15 protein-coding genes are annotated in these 15291 nt (G+C 30.3%); 4 read left to right on the top strand and 11 right to left on the bottom strand.

Translation table 11 applies throughout. The annotated features are described in order from the left end of the window. Nucleotides 1-71: 71 nt before the first annotated feature. Nucleotides 72-1091 (top strand): A/G-specific adenine glycosylase, encoded by a 1020-nt coding sequence (gene mutY, locus OT390_RS08195; protein ID WP_002868837.1) that lies wholly within the window; start codon nt 72-74, stop codon nt 1089-1091. On the opposite strand, the gene OT390_RS08190 is transcribed toward mutY, so the two are convergent. Beyond that, a complete protein-coding gene (locus OT390_RS08190; RefSeq protein ID WP_002867563.1) occupies nt 1077-2336 on the bottom strand; it encodes an MFS transporter in 1260 nt (419 codons plus the stop codon). The two genes, mutY and OT390_RS08190, sit on opposite strands and share 15 nt — an antisense overlap. A 156-nt stretch (nt 2337-2492) precedes the next feature. Between OT390_RS08190 and OT390_RS08185 the strand changes: the two genes are divergently transcribed. Then, nucleotides 2493-3350: a radical SAM/SPASM domain-containing protein gene (locus tag OT390_RS08185; protein ID WP_032587415.1), complete on the top strand. Its 858-nt coding sequence runs from the start codon at nt 2493-2495 to the stop codon at nt 3348-3350. Here OT390_RS08185 and OT390_RS08180 read toward each other — a convergent pair. The 4 genes from OT390_RS08180 to OT390_RS08165 are packed head-to-tail and all read right to left on the bottom strand — an operon-like array spanning nt 3347 to nt 8019. Continuing rightward, a complete protein-coding gene (locus OT390_RS08180) occupies nt 3347-4153 on the bottom strand; it encodes an ABC transporter substrate-binding protein (RefSeq protein ID WP_032587416.1) in 807 nt (268 codons plus the stop codon). The two genes, OT390_RS08185 and OT390_RS08180, sit on opposite strands and share 4 nt — an antisense overlap. Further along, entirely contained in the window at nt 4150-4926 is a 777-nt protein-coding gene (locus OT390_RS08175) for an ABC transporter ATP-binding protein (protein WP_032587418.1), read from the bottom strand. Before OT390_RS08175 ends, OT390_RS08180 begins: the two co-directional genes overlap by 4 nt. Further along, nucleotides 4926-5912, bottom strand: a complete 987-nt coding sequence (locus OT390_RS08170; RefSeq protein WP_032587426.1) for an iron ABC transporter permease — start codon at nt 5910-5912, stop codon at nt 4926-4928. The genes OT390_RS08175 and OT390_RS08170 overlap by 1 nt, the downstream gene beginning before the upstream one ends. Next, nucleotides 5887-8019 (bottom strand): TonB-dependent receptor, encoded by a 2133-nt coding sequence (locus OT390_RS08165; RefSeq protein WP_406611485.1) that lies wholly within the window; start codon nt 8017-8019, stop codon nt 5887-5889. Before OT390_RS08165 ends, OT390_RS08170 begins: the two co-directional genes overlap by 26 nt. A gap of 193 nt (nt 8020-8212) precedes the next feature. Here OT390_RS08165 and OT390_RS08160 point away from each other — a divergent pair, with 193 nt between their 5' ends. Further along, the gene (locus OT390_RS08160; RefSeq protein ID WP_394535951.1) at nt 8213-8968 is read left to right on the top strand and encodes a HugZ family heme oxygenase; all 756 of its coding nucleotides are present in this window, start codon (nt 8213-8215) and stop codon (nt 8966-8968) included. A gap of 13 nt (nt 8969-8981) precedes the next feature. On the opposite strand, the gene prfA is transcribed toward OT390_RS08160, so the two are convergent. The 6 genes from prfA to OT390_RS08130 form a co-directional block, all read right to left on the bottom strand. Then, nucleotides 8982-10049, bottom strand: a complete 1068-nt coding sequence (prfA, locus tag OT390_RS08155) for a peptide chain release factor 1 (protein ID WP_002851189.1) — start codon at nt 10047-10049, stop codon at nt 8982-8984. A gap of 18 nt (nt 10050-10067) precedes the next feature. After that, nucleotides 10068-10331, bottom strand: a complete 264-nt coding sequence (gene rpsT / locus OT390_RS08150; RefSeq protein ID WP_002851317.1) for a 30S ribosomal protein S20 — start codon at nt 10329-10331, stop codon at nt 10068-10070. A gap of 79 nt (nt 10332-10410) precedes the next feature. After that, nucleotides 10411-10911, bottom strand: a complete 501-nt coding sequence (locus OT390_RS08145) for a phosphatidylglycerophosphatase A (protein WP_002851418.1) — start codon at nt 10909-10911, stop codon at nt 10411-10413. Between the two features lie 4 nt (nt 10912-10915). Then, the gene (locus OT390_RS08140; RefSeq protein WP_002851486.1) at nt 10916-12076 is read right to left on the bottom strand and encodes a sulfate adenylyltransferase; all 1161 of its coding nucleotides are present in this window, start codon (nt 12074-12076) and stop codon (nt 10916-10918) included. Next, nucleotides 12054-12941, bottom strand: a complete 888-nt coding sequence (locus tag OT390_RS08135) for a response regulator (RefSeq protein WP_002851295.1) — start codon at nt 12939-12941, stop codon at nt 12054-12056. Before OT390_RS08135 ends, OT390_RS08140 begins: the two co-directional genes overlap by 23 nt. After that, nucleotides 12938-14053, bottom strand: a complete 1116-nt coding sequence (locus tag OT390_RS08130) for a bifunctional 2-C-methyl-D-erythritol 4-phosphate cytidylyltransferase/2-C-methyl-D-erythritol 2,4-cyclodiphosphate synthase (protein ID WP_002851397.1) — start codon at nt 14051-14053, stop codon at nt 12938-12940. Before OT390_RS08130 ends, OT390_RS08135 begins: the two co-directional genes overlap by 4 nt. A gap of 122 nt (nt 14054-14175) precedes the next feature. Here OT390_RS08130 and OT390_RS08125 point away from each other — a divergent pair, with 122 nt between their 5' ends. Further along, entirely contained in the window at nt 14176-15282 is a 1107-nt protein-coding gene (locus tag OT390_RS08125) for an Mrp/NBP35 family ATP-binding protein (RefSeq protein WP_002884737.1), read from the top strand. Nucleotides 15283-15291: the final 9 nt, after the last annotated feature.

The following is a 15291-nucleotide window of genomic DNA, read 5'->3' as shown; positions in this document are numbered from 1 at the left end:
GATATCCTTAATAATTTAATTTGAGCTAATTTTAGCAAAAAATTTTAAAATTTTTTGTTATACTCTCATTTATGCAAAAAAAAGAGCTTGAAAAACTACAAGAAAATTTACTTCTTTGGTATGAAAAAAATGGACGCAAAACTTTACCTTGGCGTAATTTACAAAGTCAAAATTGTGATGAAAGTTTAAAGCATATTGATAGAGCTTATGGAGTTTATATCAGCGAAATTATGCTTCAGCAAACTCAAGTTAAATCAGTTTTGGAAAGGTTTTATTTCCCTTTTTTGCAAAAATTTCCTACTTTAGAAAGTTTGGCTAATGCTAATGAAGATGAGCTTTTAAAGGCTTGGCAAGGACTTGGTTATTACACTCGTGCTAGAAATTTAAAAAAGGCAGCTTTAGAATGTGTGGATAAGTTTGAAGCTAAATTACCCAAAGAAGTTGAGGATCTAAAAAAATTAAGCGGTATAGGAGCTTATACAGCAGGTGCTATAGCTTGTTTTGGTTATGATCAAAAGGTTTCTTTTGTTGATGGTAATATACGCCGTGTGCTTTCTCGTCTTTTTGCTTTAGAAAATCCTAGCATGAAAGAACTTGAAAAAAGAGCTAAAGAGCTTTTAAATTTAAATCATGCTTTTGATCATAACCAAGCCTTGCTTGATATAGGGGCTTTGGTTTGTGTGAGTAAAAATGCAAAGTGTGGGATTTGTCCTTTGTATGATTTTTGTCAAGGCAAATTTCATACAGAGCTTTATCCAAGAGCTAAAAAAATACTTTATGAGAGTGTAAATTTAAATCTTTTTTTGTTTGAATTTAATAAAAAATTTGCCATAGGGCAAAGCCAAGATAAGCTTTATAAGGGTATGTATAATTTTCCTTTTTTTAAAGAAGGAGAGTATAAACTTTCTAAAGATATGGGTTTTGTAGGGGAGTTTAAGCACAGCTATACTAAGTATAAACTTAATATCAAGGTTTATCATCAAATTTTAAACAATGAAAATAAAAATTATGAATTTAAAACCTTAAAAGAGTTAGAAAGTACCGCACTTTCGGCACTTTCTTTAAAAGCGTTAAAATTAATTAAGCTCTGATTTTTTAGGCAAACATAAAGTAGCTATAAGCATGATGATTGTAAAAATAGCTATATATATAAAAAAGCCATTTTCTATACCTGCATTTTTAAATTGTAAAGCAACCCAAGGAGCAGATCCTCCAAAAACAGCATTTGAAATAGCATAACCCAAACCTGTCCCTAAAGCTCTTACATGTTCAGGAAAAAGTTTTGCTTTAAAAATCCCAGCAACTGAAGTATAAAAACTTAAAATAACAAACAATAATACTACTAACATAAATGTCAAAGAAGGATTATTTTGCGCGTTATTGGCTATAAGTGAAAAAATAGGATAAATTCCTACCAATGCCAAAATACAAAATACAATTAAAGATCGTTTGTGTCCTATTTTATCTCCTATGTATCCAAAAAGAGGTTGAATGATCATTAGTATAAATAAAGCACCTAAGAAAAGATTATTAACAAGCATTTTATCCATACCCGCGTTTTCCATGAAAGTTTTAGTATAAGTTGTAATAGTATAAAAAGCTAAAGAACCTCCAGAAGTAACCCCAAGCACCATTAAAAAAGGTTTCCAAGACTTGCATAATGCTTTTAAAGTACCACGATTTTCATGCTGGTGAAGTTTTGTAGCACTTTCATTCATCATTTTTCTTACAAAAAGCGAGCCTAGTGCTAAAATTCCACCTATTACAAAAGGTATTCTCCAAGCATAATCTTTCATATCATCAATGCTAAAAAATAAAAACATTATACTAATGCTTGCAACGGCCAAAAGTTGACCACCTATTAGGGTTACATACTGAAAAGATGAGTAAAAACCGCGTTTTCCTTCTGTAGCAAGTTCTGAAAGATAAGTGGCTGCTATACCATACTCCCCGCCTACACTAAGACCTTGAATGAGTCTTGCTATTAAAAGTAAGATAATAGCAAGATCGCCCACTGTATCTTTGCTTGGTAAGGCTGCTATCATAAAAGAGCCCAAAGCCATTAAAACCACTGATATAACCATAGATTTCTTACGACCTACTTTATCAGCCAAAGAACCAAAAAGCCAAGAACCTATAGGACGCATAAAAAATCCTGCTGCAAAAACTCCAAAGGCATTGATTTGCTGGATAACAGGATTATCTGAAGTTGAAAAAGTATGAGCAAAATAAGTTGCTGTAAAAGCATAGATATAAAAGTCAAACCACTCTACTAAATTTCCACTACTTGCAGCAATAATAGAGCGAATTTTTTTCGTGCGAGTAAGCTCTTGCATAAACCCTTCCTTAATTTTAGATTTTTATTTAAGTATAGTGTGATTTTTGTTTAATATATTTAAAAATAAAGAAGAGAAATAAAAAAGATAAAAATATTGATAAAAATGTTACATATTTTAATAAATTTCAGTAAAATGTTTACTCTAGGAAATACAATGAAATTTAAAAAAATATATATAGAATTAAGCGATATTTGTGGTTTAAAATGTGATTTTTGTCCTTCTCAAAAAGGAATTCGCGGGGTAATGAGTGAAGAAAAATTTCAAAACTTAGCTTATGAAATTTCTAATAAAGCTGAGCTTTTTACCTTTCATCTTTTGGGTGATCCTTTGCTTTTGCCTAATTTGGAAAATTATCTAAAAATCGCAAAAGATGAAGCTATGAAACTTGAAATCACTACAAGTGGCTTTTATCTAAATTCTAAAAATCAAGCTTTATTGTTAGGGTATGAGAATATCCATCAAATCAATATTTCTTTAATGTCTTTTTTAAGTCAAAGTAAAATTTCTTTAGAGCAGTATTTTAAGCCTATTTTAGAACTTTGCAAAAAGCATTTAGAGCAAAAAAGCCTTTCTTTTATCAATCTAAGACTTTGGAATTTAGACACTAATTTTAAAGTGCCTAAGTCAAATTTAAAAATTTATGAGTTTTTGGCCAAAGAATTTGAAGCTAAGATCGATACAGGATTAAGTAAAAATCGCTTACAAAGACATATTTTGCTTCATCAAAATAAACTTTTTAAATGGCCAAATTTAAAAGATGAACCCCTTTATAAAAAAGGAAAATGTCATGCTTTAAAAGAGCAAATTGGGATTTTAAGTGATGGAAGTTTGGTGCCTTGCTGTTTGGATACTAAAGCAGATATTAACTTGGGAAATGTTTTTGAAAATAACTTTGATAAGCTTTTTAAATCACCGCGTATCAAGATGATAAAAAAAGCTTTTGAAGAAGATAAACGCATAGAAAAACTTTGTCAAACTTGCGAATTTTTTAAAGTAAGATTGAGTGATTAAAAATTGTTATTTTCTAGCTTTGTTTTAAATTCTTGAATTCTATCTATTATCTTAGGACTAAGACGTAATAATATAGGTGTATCTTTGTTAAAATAAATACTTCCTGTTTTAACTGCTTTAGTATTTTTCAATAAAGCATTTGTATCTAAAAGATTATTCTTGGCACCGATTCCAAGAATGAGTATGTCCGGATTTTGTTTCAGTATGTATTCTGCTGATATAACAGGTCTTGAAATTTGACTTTGTGGGCTTAAATTTTTAATCCCTATAAGTCTTAAAATATCAGCTATTAAAGAATTATCATTAAAAGCCATTAAAGGGTTGCTAGAATAAAGATAAATCGCACTTTTATTTAAGGGTTTATCGCTTAATTTTTTTAAATTTTGAGCAAATTCTTGTTTTAAAAGCTCTGCTTCTTTTTCTTTTTTCGTGATTTGGCCTAAGGTTGTGATATTTTTTGTTATATCTTCTAAACGATCGGCTTTTAAATTGATACTTTTGATACCAAAATTTTTAAGTCCTTCTTCTAAATTTAAAGAATAAGAGCTTAAAATCACCAAACTTGGTTTTAATGCTACTATTTTTTCAAGCGAAGGATTTGAAAAAGTGCCTACACTTGTAAGTTTTGAGGTTTGATCTTTGGGATAGATATTTGAGTGTTGTAAAGTGGCAATGCCTACGATTTGATCTTCAGCCTTAAGCATAAAAAGGGTTTCTATGCTTGCAGGATCAAGCACTACAAGGCGTTCTTTTGCATTTAGTGTGATTAAAAACAAACTCATAATAATTAAAATTTTTTTCATTTTTTCTCCTTTAAAGCTAAAATATAAGGTTTAGAATTTTTATAAATAATCTCGCAGTTTAAATCATAAATTTCTTTTAAAATTTCTTGAGTAAAAAGCTCTTTACTCGTTCCAAAATACTTTATTTCCCCTTCTTTTAAAAAAAGGATTTTATCACAAAACATAGAAGCTAAATTTAAATCATGCAAGATAGCAACAACGGCTATATTTTTTTCTTTAACTCGTTTTTCGCAAAGGCTTAAAAGCTCTATAGCATAGTTTAAATCAAGGGCTGAAGTGGGTTCATCTAAAAAAAGAATTTTTGGCTTTTTAAGCAAAGCTCTTGCTAAAAGCATTCTTTGAAATTCACCTCCGCTTAAAGAAAGTATGCTTCTTTCTAGAAAATTTTCAAGTCTTAAATCCTTAGCAAATTCTTTAATTTCTAAAATATCTTCTTTAGAATAAGAACTAAAAGCGTGTTTTAAATTCGCATATTTACTCATTAAAAGCACATCGATGACTTTTAAAGGGGTGTTTAATTCTGATTTTTGAGGCACAAAGCCACAAATTTTGGCAAATTCTTTAAGAGAAAAATCTTTGATATTTGTATTAAAAAGACTTATTTCTCCTTTATTTGGACTTAAATTTTTAAGTATAAGTTTTAAAAGAGTGCTTTTGCCTGAGCCATTTGGCCCTAAAATTCCTATAAAAGCCTGATTTTTAAGTTCTAAATGAATGTTTTTTAGTAAATCTTTTTGGTGATAAGCAAAGTTTAAATCTTGTATTTTTAGCATTATAAAAATCTCCTAGTGCTTAAAGCCAAGTATAAAAAAATAGGAGCTCCAAAAAATGCAGTTAAAATTCCAATCGGAATTTGTACAGGGGTTAAAAGAGTTCTTGCTAAAGTATCACAAATAAGTAAAAATAATCCTCCAAATGCTGTACATAAAGGGATAACCAAGGCATTGTCATAATTTTTAAGCAAAAGTCTTATAGTATGAGGAATGATGAGTCCAACAAAGCCTATAAGTCCGCTAAAAGCAACCGCAAAAGATACAGCCAAGGATGAGACAATGAGTAAATTTATCTTTAATTTTTGAGCATTTACCCCTAGATTTCTAGCTTCATCATCTCCGCTTAAAAGTATGTTTAATTCGTTTTTATGAGCGTAAAAATAAAACAAACAAAAAATTAAAGGTAAGATTAAAATTCCCACACGAAACCAAGAAGCATTGCCTATATTTCCCATAAGCCAAGCGACTATTTTAAAGGAATCCTCGCCTATAAGATAAGTGAAAAAAGAAGTAAAAGCCCCTAAAAAAGATGAAGCTGCTATGCCGATAATGAGTAAAGTTGCTATAGAAGCTTTAGAAGAAATTTTAAAAACTCCTAGGGCAAAAAAGGCAGAGCAAACAAAACCTAAAATTCCATAATAATAATCATTCAATTTTAACAAATACGCCAAAACCGCTCCAAAGGTTGCCGCAGAAGCTATACCTATGATATAAGGATCAGCTATAGGATTTGAAAATACATTTTGAGTGATAGCCCCACTACTAGCTAAAAGCATACCGATTAAAATCGCCATTATAATGCGTGGTAAGCGTCCATCTATGATGATTTGTCTTAAAATTTCATCTTGGCTAAAGATATATGAAAAAAGTTCTTTTGGGTTTAAATTCTCATCTCCTAAGCAAAGTGCTATAAAAGAAGCGATTATATAAGCTACCAAAAGCCCTATAATCACTAAAATTTTAGAATGCGTATTTAAATTCAATATAGTAGTTTCTGCCATTCCCAGCTAGGTATTGATCATTTATACTGTCTTGATAGGTGTAGTATCTTTTATCGAAAAGATTGCGAATTCCTGCTAAAATTTGTAATTTTTTATAATTATATTTCATGCCAATATCTGTTAAAAAATAATCCCTTATCCAAGAATTTTTAGACATTTTTCCTGTATTTTCATTTATAGTTCCACCATCTTTTGCTCTAGAAAAATAGGTTAAATCAACAAAATTTGAGAAATTTTTATTCCAAGCGTATTCAAGCCCAGCTGTGGCTTTGATTTTTGAAACATAAGGAATTCTCATGCTGTCATTAACACCTTTAGAAATTTTAGCATCAAGATAAGTTAGACTTTCTCTAAAGATTAAATCATCATCTAAAAAATTTTGACTCAGACTTAATTCTACTCCTAAACGGCGAGTTTGATCTATATTATAATATTTCCACCAAGATCCACTAGTAGAATGAGGGTTTCCAAGATAAGAAATTTCATCTTTGCTTAGAGTGTAAAATAAAGTTAGATTAAAGCCGTAAAAATCCCACCAAAAATCATCAATTCCTAGTTCAAAGGTATCAAAGATCTCAGGATTTAAATTTGCAGAATAATACTTTTGAGTTTTTTGATCCTTATTGACAAATTGTGCTGGACTTGGAGAGACAAAACCTCTTTCGTATTTGATATAAAGCTTTCCTGTGTCAGAGTATTTAAAGTTAGGGGTGATTTCAAAAGCAAAATTATTGGTGTTTTTATCGGTATCAAAAAGGGTTGTTTGGTCTGTGATCATAGGATTTGATGATGGCGGTTTTCCGTTCATACTCATTTCATTTCTATAAGATCTATTGGTATTATAAGTGCTAAATTCATATCTTGCTCCACCTGAAATACTAAAAATATCATTAAATTCATGAGAATCAAGAGCGAAAATAGAATGGCTTTGTTTATCCATATCCATTAAAGTTGTCATCCTGTGATAATTTATGACACCTGGAACGCTATAATACACCAAACTCTTTCTTTTTGCATCATGGTTTGCAAATTCATAACCAAAAATAAAATAAGAATTATTTGCATAATTTAGCTTGTTTTTTAAACTTATCCCTGTAAGTGTGTCTTCAAAGCCACTTCCATTTTGATAAGCTGTAGTTCCCTTCATAGAAATTTCATCTTTTAGATAATTGATTTTTTGATTTTGCCAAAAAGCTTCTAGGTTAAATTCCCATATATCATCAAAATAGTAATGATAATCCAAAGAAATTTCAGGGCGATTGATTTGTGTGATATTATCACTCTTACCTTTTTGAGTTGGATTGCTTTGAGCTTGTGCTTTTGTTAGATAACCACTGCTAGTATTTTTGCTTTTAAAATAATTATAACCCAAAGTTAAATCGCTATTATCATTGATATCAATATAGGTTTTTGTGTTGATAAAATAGCCTTTTTCATTATAACCTTCTTGATATCCATCAAGGTTAAAACTTTGTATATCAAAGCTAAAAGCTAAATTTTCATTTATTTGTTTGGCGCCATTGATACCTAAATTCCCATCTAATCTACCATGATCATAAGCACTGCTTTTTAAATTTATAGCAAAAGCATCTGATTTTTGTTTTTTTGTAATGATATTAATCACACCCCCTCTAGTACCATTTCCATAAAGCACAGACCCACCCCCAGGTATGATTTCTATGCGTTCTACATTATCTAAATTGATACTATTTAGCGGGGTTACACCATGGGAATTATCAAGAACATTAATAGCACGCCCATCGATCATAACTTTTACAGCTATATTGGACTTATTTCCTTGTCCACGCATGTCTATATTGCGTCCAAGTCCAAAATTTACAAAACTAATGCCCGAAATTCTTTCTAAGGCTTGTTCTAAGGAAACATAACCTTTATTTTGCAGATCTTTGCCTTCAATGCTGATTACATTGCGTAAATTTGAGTCTGCATCTTGTTCAAAACCTGTTGCACTAACAACAACTTTTTGTAGATTGATAGCTTCATTTGATTCTTGTGCATTTAAATTAGTTATTAGTAATAATGCAAATAAAGATAACTTAAATAACTTATAAAACTTTTTATTTGGGTGCAAATTTTACTCCTTAAATAAAATAAATAATGATAATTTATATCATAATAATTTAGAAATAAATTTATCCTTTATTAACTTAATCTAGTATAAATTTTTGTTAAAATAGATAATTTATATATTTTAAGTGCTTTTTAATTTGATAATTGATACCATTTTTTTTAATATTTTATTTTAAAATCAAGAAAGGATAAAAATGAATTTTGAAAGCATTATTTCTCATATGAATGATCATCATAAATCAAATTTAGTCGATCTTTGTAAAAAATTTGGTGGTATTGAGCAAGTACAAGATGTTTTTCTAAAAAGTGTTGATTTTAATGGCTTAGATCTTGTTTACAATGATAAAGAAAATTTACGAGTGGAATTTCCTAAAAAAGCCGATGAAAACACGATTAAAGATGCTATAATATCCCTTTGCATGAGTGCAAAGAGCGAGCAAAATTTTAGTGGTGTAGAAAAAGAATTAAATGAATTTATGCTAAGTTTTAATTCTGTAGCTTTGGCAACTTTAAATGCAAATGGAGAAGTTGTTTGCTCGTATGCACCTTTTGTAAGCACACAATGGGGAAATTATATTTATATAAGTGAAGTAAGTGAACATTTTAACAACATCAAAGTAAATCCAAACAATATAGAAATAATGTTTTTAGAGGATGAGAGTAAAGCCGCTTCTGTTATACTTCGTAAAAGATTGCGCTATAGAGTAGATGCAAGTTTTTTAGAGAGAGATGAAAGATTTGATCAAATTTATGATGAGTTTGAAAAACAAACCGGAGGAGAAGGAGGCATTAAAACTATACGTAAGATGCTTGATTTTCATCTAGTAAAGCTTGAATTTAAAAAAGGACGCTTTGTAAAAGGTTTTGGTCAAGCTTATGATATAGAAAATGGAAATGTTGCACATGTAGGTGCTAGTGGAAATCCACATAAATTCCTACATAAGCATTAATTTATATAAAATCTTATAAATTTTGTTCTTGTAAAGCTTGGGCTTGATGATGAGTGATTAAAGGTTCTATGATTTCATCAAAAAGCCCATCTTGCATAATGGCATCTAAGCGATATAAAGTAAGATTTATTCTATGATCGCTGATACGATTTTGTGGAAAATTGTAAGTGCGAATGCGTTCGCTTCTATCTCCGCTTCCTACTTGTGATTTTCTTGCTTCACTTTCTTTTGCTAGTCTTTCACTCTCTTGCATTTCATAAAGCCTTGCTTTTAGGACTTTCATCGCACTTTCTTTATTTTTGTGTTGGCTTTTTCCATCTTGATTGACTACAACTATACCTGTAGGGATATGAGTGATACGAACAGCTGAATCAGTAGTATTTACACTTTGTCCACCATGTCCTGAAGATCGCATAACATCAACTTTAAGATCGTTTGGATTGATTTCGATTTCTATATCATCAACTTCTGGCATTACTGCCACGGTGATAGCAGAAGTATGCACGCGTCCTTGGGATTCTGTTTGAGGAACTCTTTGAACACGGTGCGTTCCACCTTCATATTTAAGTCTTGAATAAGCCCCTGTTCCTTTAACAAGCATGATGATTTCTTTAAATCCACCTACGCTTCCTTCACTAGAGCTTACAATCTCAAGTTTATAGCCGCGATTTTCAGCATATCTTGCATAAGCTTTTACAAGATCTCCCACAAATAAAGATGCCTCATCGCCACCTGTGCCTGCACGAATTTCAAGAAAAATATTTCTTTCATCATTGGGATCTTTAGGAAGAAGTAAAATTTTAATCTCTTCTTCAAGTTTCGGTTTTAATTCTTCTAAAGTTTTTAGTTCTTCTTTTGCAAGTTCCCCAAGTTCTGGATCGTTTAGCAAAGCTTTATTTTCTTCTATATTGTCTAAAGTTTTTAAATACTCTTTAGCTTTTAAAACGATAGGTTCTAAATTTTTTTGTTCTTTAGAGAGTGTAGTCATTTTACTGATATCGTTGAGTATATCAGAACTGCTAAGAAGAGAATTTAACTCTTCAAAGCGTTTAAAAAAAGGATCTAGTTTGCTAGCTAACATTAAAAACTATATAGAAAATTATGCGATTTTATTTACTAAAAGGGCTAAGCGGCTTACACGGCGAGAAGCAGTTTGTTTTTTAATGAAACCGCGACTTACCATAGCATGAATGCTTTTATTAGCTACTTTTAAAGCTTCATTAGCAGCATTTTTATTTCCATTTGCTGCAGCTTCTCTTACGGCTTTAGTTATATTTTTAAGTCTTGTTCTATAGAATCTATTTCTTTCTGTTTTTTTAATAGTTTGTCTTGCTCTTTTTTCAGCAGATTTATGGTTTGCCATTTATATTTTCCTTTTTTTGAAATTAAAGACTAAATTATATAAGAATAAAATTTAAAATTTAATTAATTTAAGCAAAATTTCAAAATAAATCTTTTAAATTTATATCCCAAAAAACTAAATTAAATTTAAGTAAAAATCCATAAATTACCGCACTTAAAAGTCCAGCAAACAATCCTGCTAACATATCATCAAGCATTACACCTAGTCCGCCTTTGACTTTTTTATCTATCTTACCAATAATAGAAGGTTTTGTAATGTCAAAGAGTCTGAATAAAACAAAAGCCAAAATAAAATTGACTATCGAGTTTTCAACACTTGCTGCAATAGCACAAGCAAGAAAAACTCCAGCAACCTCATCGATAACTATGTGTTTGTCATCGTGAATTCCTGTTTTTTTTTCATAATCATCTATAACACGAATACTTGCAACAAAAATTAAAATGCTTAGTAAAAACAAAGTATTAATCCCGAGATATTTAAGTATAAAAAAAGCAGGTATTAAAGCAGCGATAGTACCAAAAGTCCCACTTGCCTTTTTTACAGAACCTGAATAAAAAAAAGTTAAAAATAATTTTTGCATTTTATTACACCATATAAGACATTTGATGAATTTCTAAAAGTTTTTGATAAAATTCTTCATCATTTTTGTATTCTAAAATTCCATCAGTTGGAAAAAGCTCATTATAAATTTTTTGCATATTTTTTAATCTATTTGGAAAAAGAGAAGTTAAAATAACACTAGATACTTCCTTGCGTATGAAAATTGCTGGAGGAATGATACCCGCTCTTAGTAAATCTTTTAAAGACTGAGAATTATAGTGCAAATGGTGATGACAACCATGAGGGCAAGATCTTGTGCTAACAATCATGCGACATTGATCGCAAAATACAAATTCAGGCAAAACGATCACTTCTATGCCATAGTCCTTGGAAAAATCATCAAGTATGGTTTTTGGTTGGTTATCATCATAAAACATTCCAAGTCCTGTATGATTTTGTCCTACTACTAGTTTGGTACAACCTAGACTTTTTGCGATAATACTTTCTAAGCCAGGATTTAAATGAGCGTGAAAAATATTAATATTTTTTAATGGAAAAATGAAAATTCTATCCGGTGGAAGATAGTTTTGAATAAATTTTTTCAAATATGCTTCTTTAAGTTCGAATTCAAACCCATTTACATCAAAAGATTCTACAAGAAAAATTACAACTAAATCTGCTTTATCAATAGTCCAACGAAACATTCTTTCATGGGCACGATGCAAAGGATCAAAACTTGAAACTATAGCAGTAATTTTTTGTGCATTAAGATTGTTTTTGATTTGTTGAAAATTTTCTTTTATTTTTTCAATTTGAGAATTATAAATTTCTATTTTTCCACTTATGCAAGTTGTTCCCATGTCTTCTAAAGAGCAAGTGTTAGGACTGAAAATATCAGAAAAATTTTTATTATTTTTAAATTGGCTTTTAAAATCTATATGTCCTACTACTTTTTCATCTAGCATGAGATCGATTCTATCGCCAGATTTTATATCATTTAGTGCTTCTTCGGCATTTTTTGGTGCAAAGCTTAAGGGATAGGGAAAGCTTTCTCCTTTAAATTTTCCTGATTTAATGATTTCATTGACTTCTTTTTCATTCATTAAATGAGTGCAAGTGCCTAGCAAACCTTCTTTAATAAGTGATAAGATGCCAAATTCATTTTGATCTATGATAATGTTTTTATTTTTTCTTGCTGATTTCATATTTCTTCCTTTTTTCCCATAAAGATTTACGTGAAATGCCTAATTTTTTTGAAAGATCAGTATCAGGAAATATATTTTGGTAATTTATAATAACATATTTTACATACTCATCTATAGTTAAAATTTCATTGCTATTGATATTTTTTTCATTATCATTTAAATTAATGCAGTTTATTTTTAAATCATCTGTATTTGAATTGGTATGCAAAATAACATTTTTGTTTTGTATAAAATCTAGGAGTTTTTCCTTTTCTGCTGCTTTTAATGCTTGAAAATTACTCAAAAATAAAAGATTGTTTTCTGTGGGAAGTTTCATAACTTTTTCAACTGAATTTGTAGATGTTAAATCAATAAAAGAAAGAGTAATGTCACATTCATTTGCATAATTAAAAACAAAAGCATCAGCACTGCTTTGCTTGTTGGATTTTAATATCAATGGAAGTTTTAATTTTTTATAATTATACTCTGGAATTTTGATTGTTTCTAATCTTGATTTGATATAGCTTTGATAAGCTTTATTAAGGATTGAAAGTTTTCTAAAATCCTGATAATGCTTTATTTTTCTAATCAGCTCTTCTATCATAAAGGGTTTTTGAATATAATCACTAGCACCTAATTTCAAAGGATTTGAAACTGTATCTGTACTTATATAAGAAATAAGCAAAATAATAATACTATGTTTAAACTGACCTACGGCTTTTAGAAAATTATTAGTATTTGTAGAAAGCAGTATAATGTCATAGTATTTTTCACCATTGTATTCATCAAACGAGTTAATAATTTCACAGCTATATCCAGCATCACTTAGTTTAATGCTAATGCTTTGCGCTAGATAAATTTCATTTTCAATAATTAAAACTTTCATAATCTTGTCCAATCAAAATATTTTAAATTTACACTACTAAGCACCGCCATACCTTCTTTTCTTCCAATAAAACCCAATTTTTCCGTTGTTGTGGCTTTAACATTGATTCTAAATTCATCTAAATCTAAAGTATGAGCTATATTGCTTTGCATAGCTTGTTTAAAGTCTTTAAGTTTAGGGCTTTGTGCCATGACGCAAATGTCTATATTAATGAGTTCAAAACCTATTTCTCTGACTTTATCATAAGCTTGTTTTAAAAGCTCCATGGAGTTGGCATTTTTAAATTTCATATCAGTATCAGGATAAAGCTCTCCTATATCTCCAAGTCCTGCAGCACCTAAAATCGCATCGGTTAAAGAGTGAGCTAAAACATCTCCATCGCTGTGTGCTTTAAGCCCCATAGTAGGATGAATTTGCACTCCTGCTAAAAGCAAAGGGCGATTCTCTCCAAATTCATGCACATCAAAACCATTGCCAGTAAAAATTTCAAAGCTAGGTGTAGGCAAATCAAGTTTTTTAAGATCTTCTTTAAAGGTTAGTTTTCTTGCATTTTCTTCACCTTCAACAAACCAAATTTTTCCACCCATTGCAGCTATAGCTGTGCTATCATCTGTAAATTCTAGGTTTTGATCCAAGGCTTTTTTAAGCAATTTGGTTTTAGAAATTTGCGGGGTTTGAATGAGTTTGATTTTTTCTCTTTGCAAGGCTTCATTGTCAAAAAGTGTTGTATCTGCAACTTTTAAAGCAGGGGTAATACAATCTGCTTTATCTAAATTTTCAATCAAACGATCAAACAAATTTTTACTCACCAATACCCTTGCTACATCACTTACCATAACAAATTCGCTATCTATGAGCTCTAAGGCTTTTTTTAAGGATTCTGCTCTGGTATCACCACCTTCTATGAATTCATAGTTTTTGGTAAATTTTTTCATATAAGTGATATTACTAGAGGTAACAACTATTTTTTTAAAAGGATAAAAAGAGCTTAAATTTTTTGTTGCATAAAGCCAAAGAGGGTCATTTCCAAGTCGTAAAAATTGTTTTTTTACCTTTGTATTAAAACGAGTAGAATTTCCAGCTGCTAACATAATGAGGCTCATTTCACTCATTTTTTCATTCCTCTTTTTAATATTGTTGGTTTTTATAATGTTACCATATTATACACTTATAAAAAGCTAAATTTTATCATTTTATTAGTAAAATTGATTTTTTTAAAAGACAAGGAAAAAATATGAAAGAACAAATTTTAGAGAAATTAAAAACTGTAAAATATCCTGGTTTTGAAAAGGATATAGTGAGTTTTAACTTTGTAAAAGATATTAAAATTCAAGATGATGGTGTATTCATTGATATAGAAATCGTTTCAGCAAATCCTGAAGTAGCTAATGAAATTCGTAAAAATACTATTGAAGCTTTATCGAGTTTGGCTTTAAAAAATATTGAACTTAATATCATTACTCCAAAAATTCCTGAAGAAAAAAGTAATTCAAGAAGTGGAAAAAATATCGCTCCACAAGTAAAAAATTTCATCATGGTTTCAAGTGGAAAAGGTGGTGTGGGTAAATCTACAACTACAGTAAATTTAGCAATTTCCATGGCTAAAATGGGAAAAAGAGTAGGTATTTTAGACGCGGATATTTATGGGCCAAATATTCCAAGAATGCTAGGTGAAACCAAAACTCAGCCTGAAGTAGTAGGGCAGAGATTAAAGCCTATTTTAACTCATGGTGTTTATATGATGAGTATGGGGGTTTTGATCGAAGAGGGTCAAGGCCTTATGTGGCGTGGAGCTATGATTATGAAAGCAATCGAGCAACTTTTAGCTGATGTGATTTGGCCTGAACTTGATGTATTGTTTTTAGATATGCCTCCAGGAACAGGCGATGCACAAATTACTTCTGCGCAAAGTATTCCTATTACTGCAGGAGTTTGTGTAAGCACGCCTCAAACCGTATCTTTAGACGATAGCAAAAGAGCTTTAGATATGTTTAATAAACTTCATATTCCTATAGCGGGTGTGATTGAAAATATGAGTGGATTTTTATGTCCTGATAATGGTAAAGAGTATGATATTTTTGGTAAAGGAACAGCTGAAGATATGGCAAAAGCCTATAAAAGTGAAGTTTTAGCACAAATTCCTATAGAAATGATAGTAAGAGAAGGTGGAGATGAAGGCAAGCCTGTGAGTTTTTATCACCCTGAAAGTGTGAGTTCAAGGCGTTATTTAATGGCGGCTGAAAAAATTTGGAGTTTTATAGAAAAGATTAACAATGAAGGTGGTGCGGATAATTCTGCTATACAACCTGTGATGAATGGAAAAAGTGCGTGTTCGCATTAAAAATTAAGT

Source organism: Campylobacter sp. CFSAN122748, assembly GCF_045277125.1.
Lineage (GTDB): Bacteria > Campylobacterota > Campylobacteria > Campylobacterales > Campylobacteraceae > Campylobacter_D > Campylobacter_D jejuni.
This window is presented reverse-complemented; position numbering and strand designations above follow the sequence as displayed.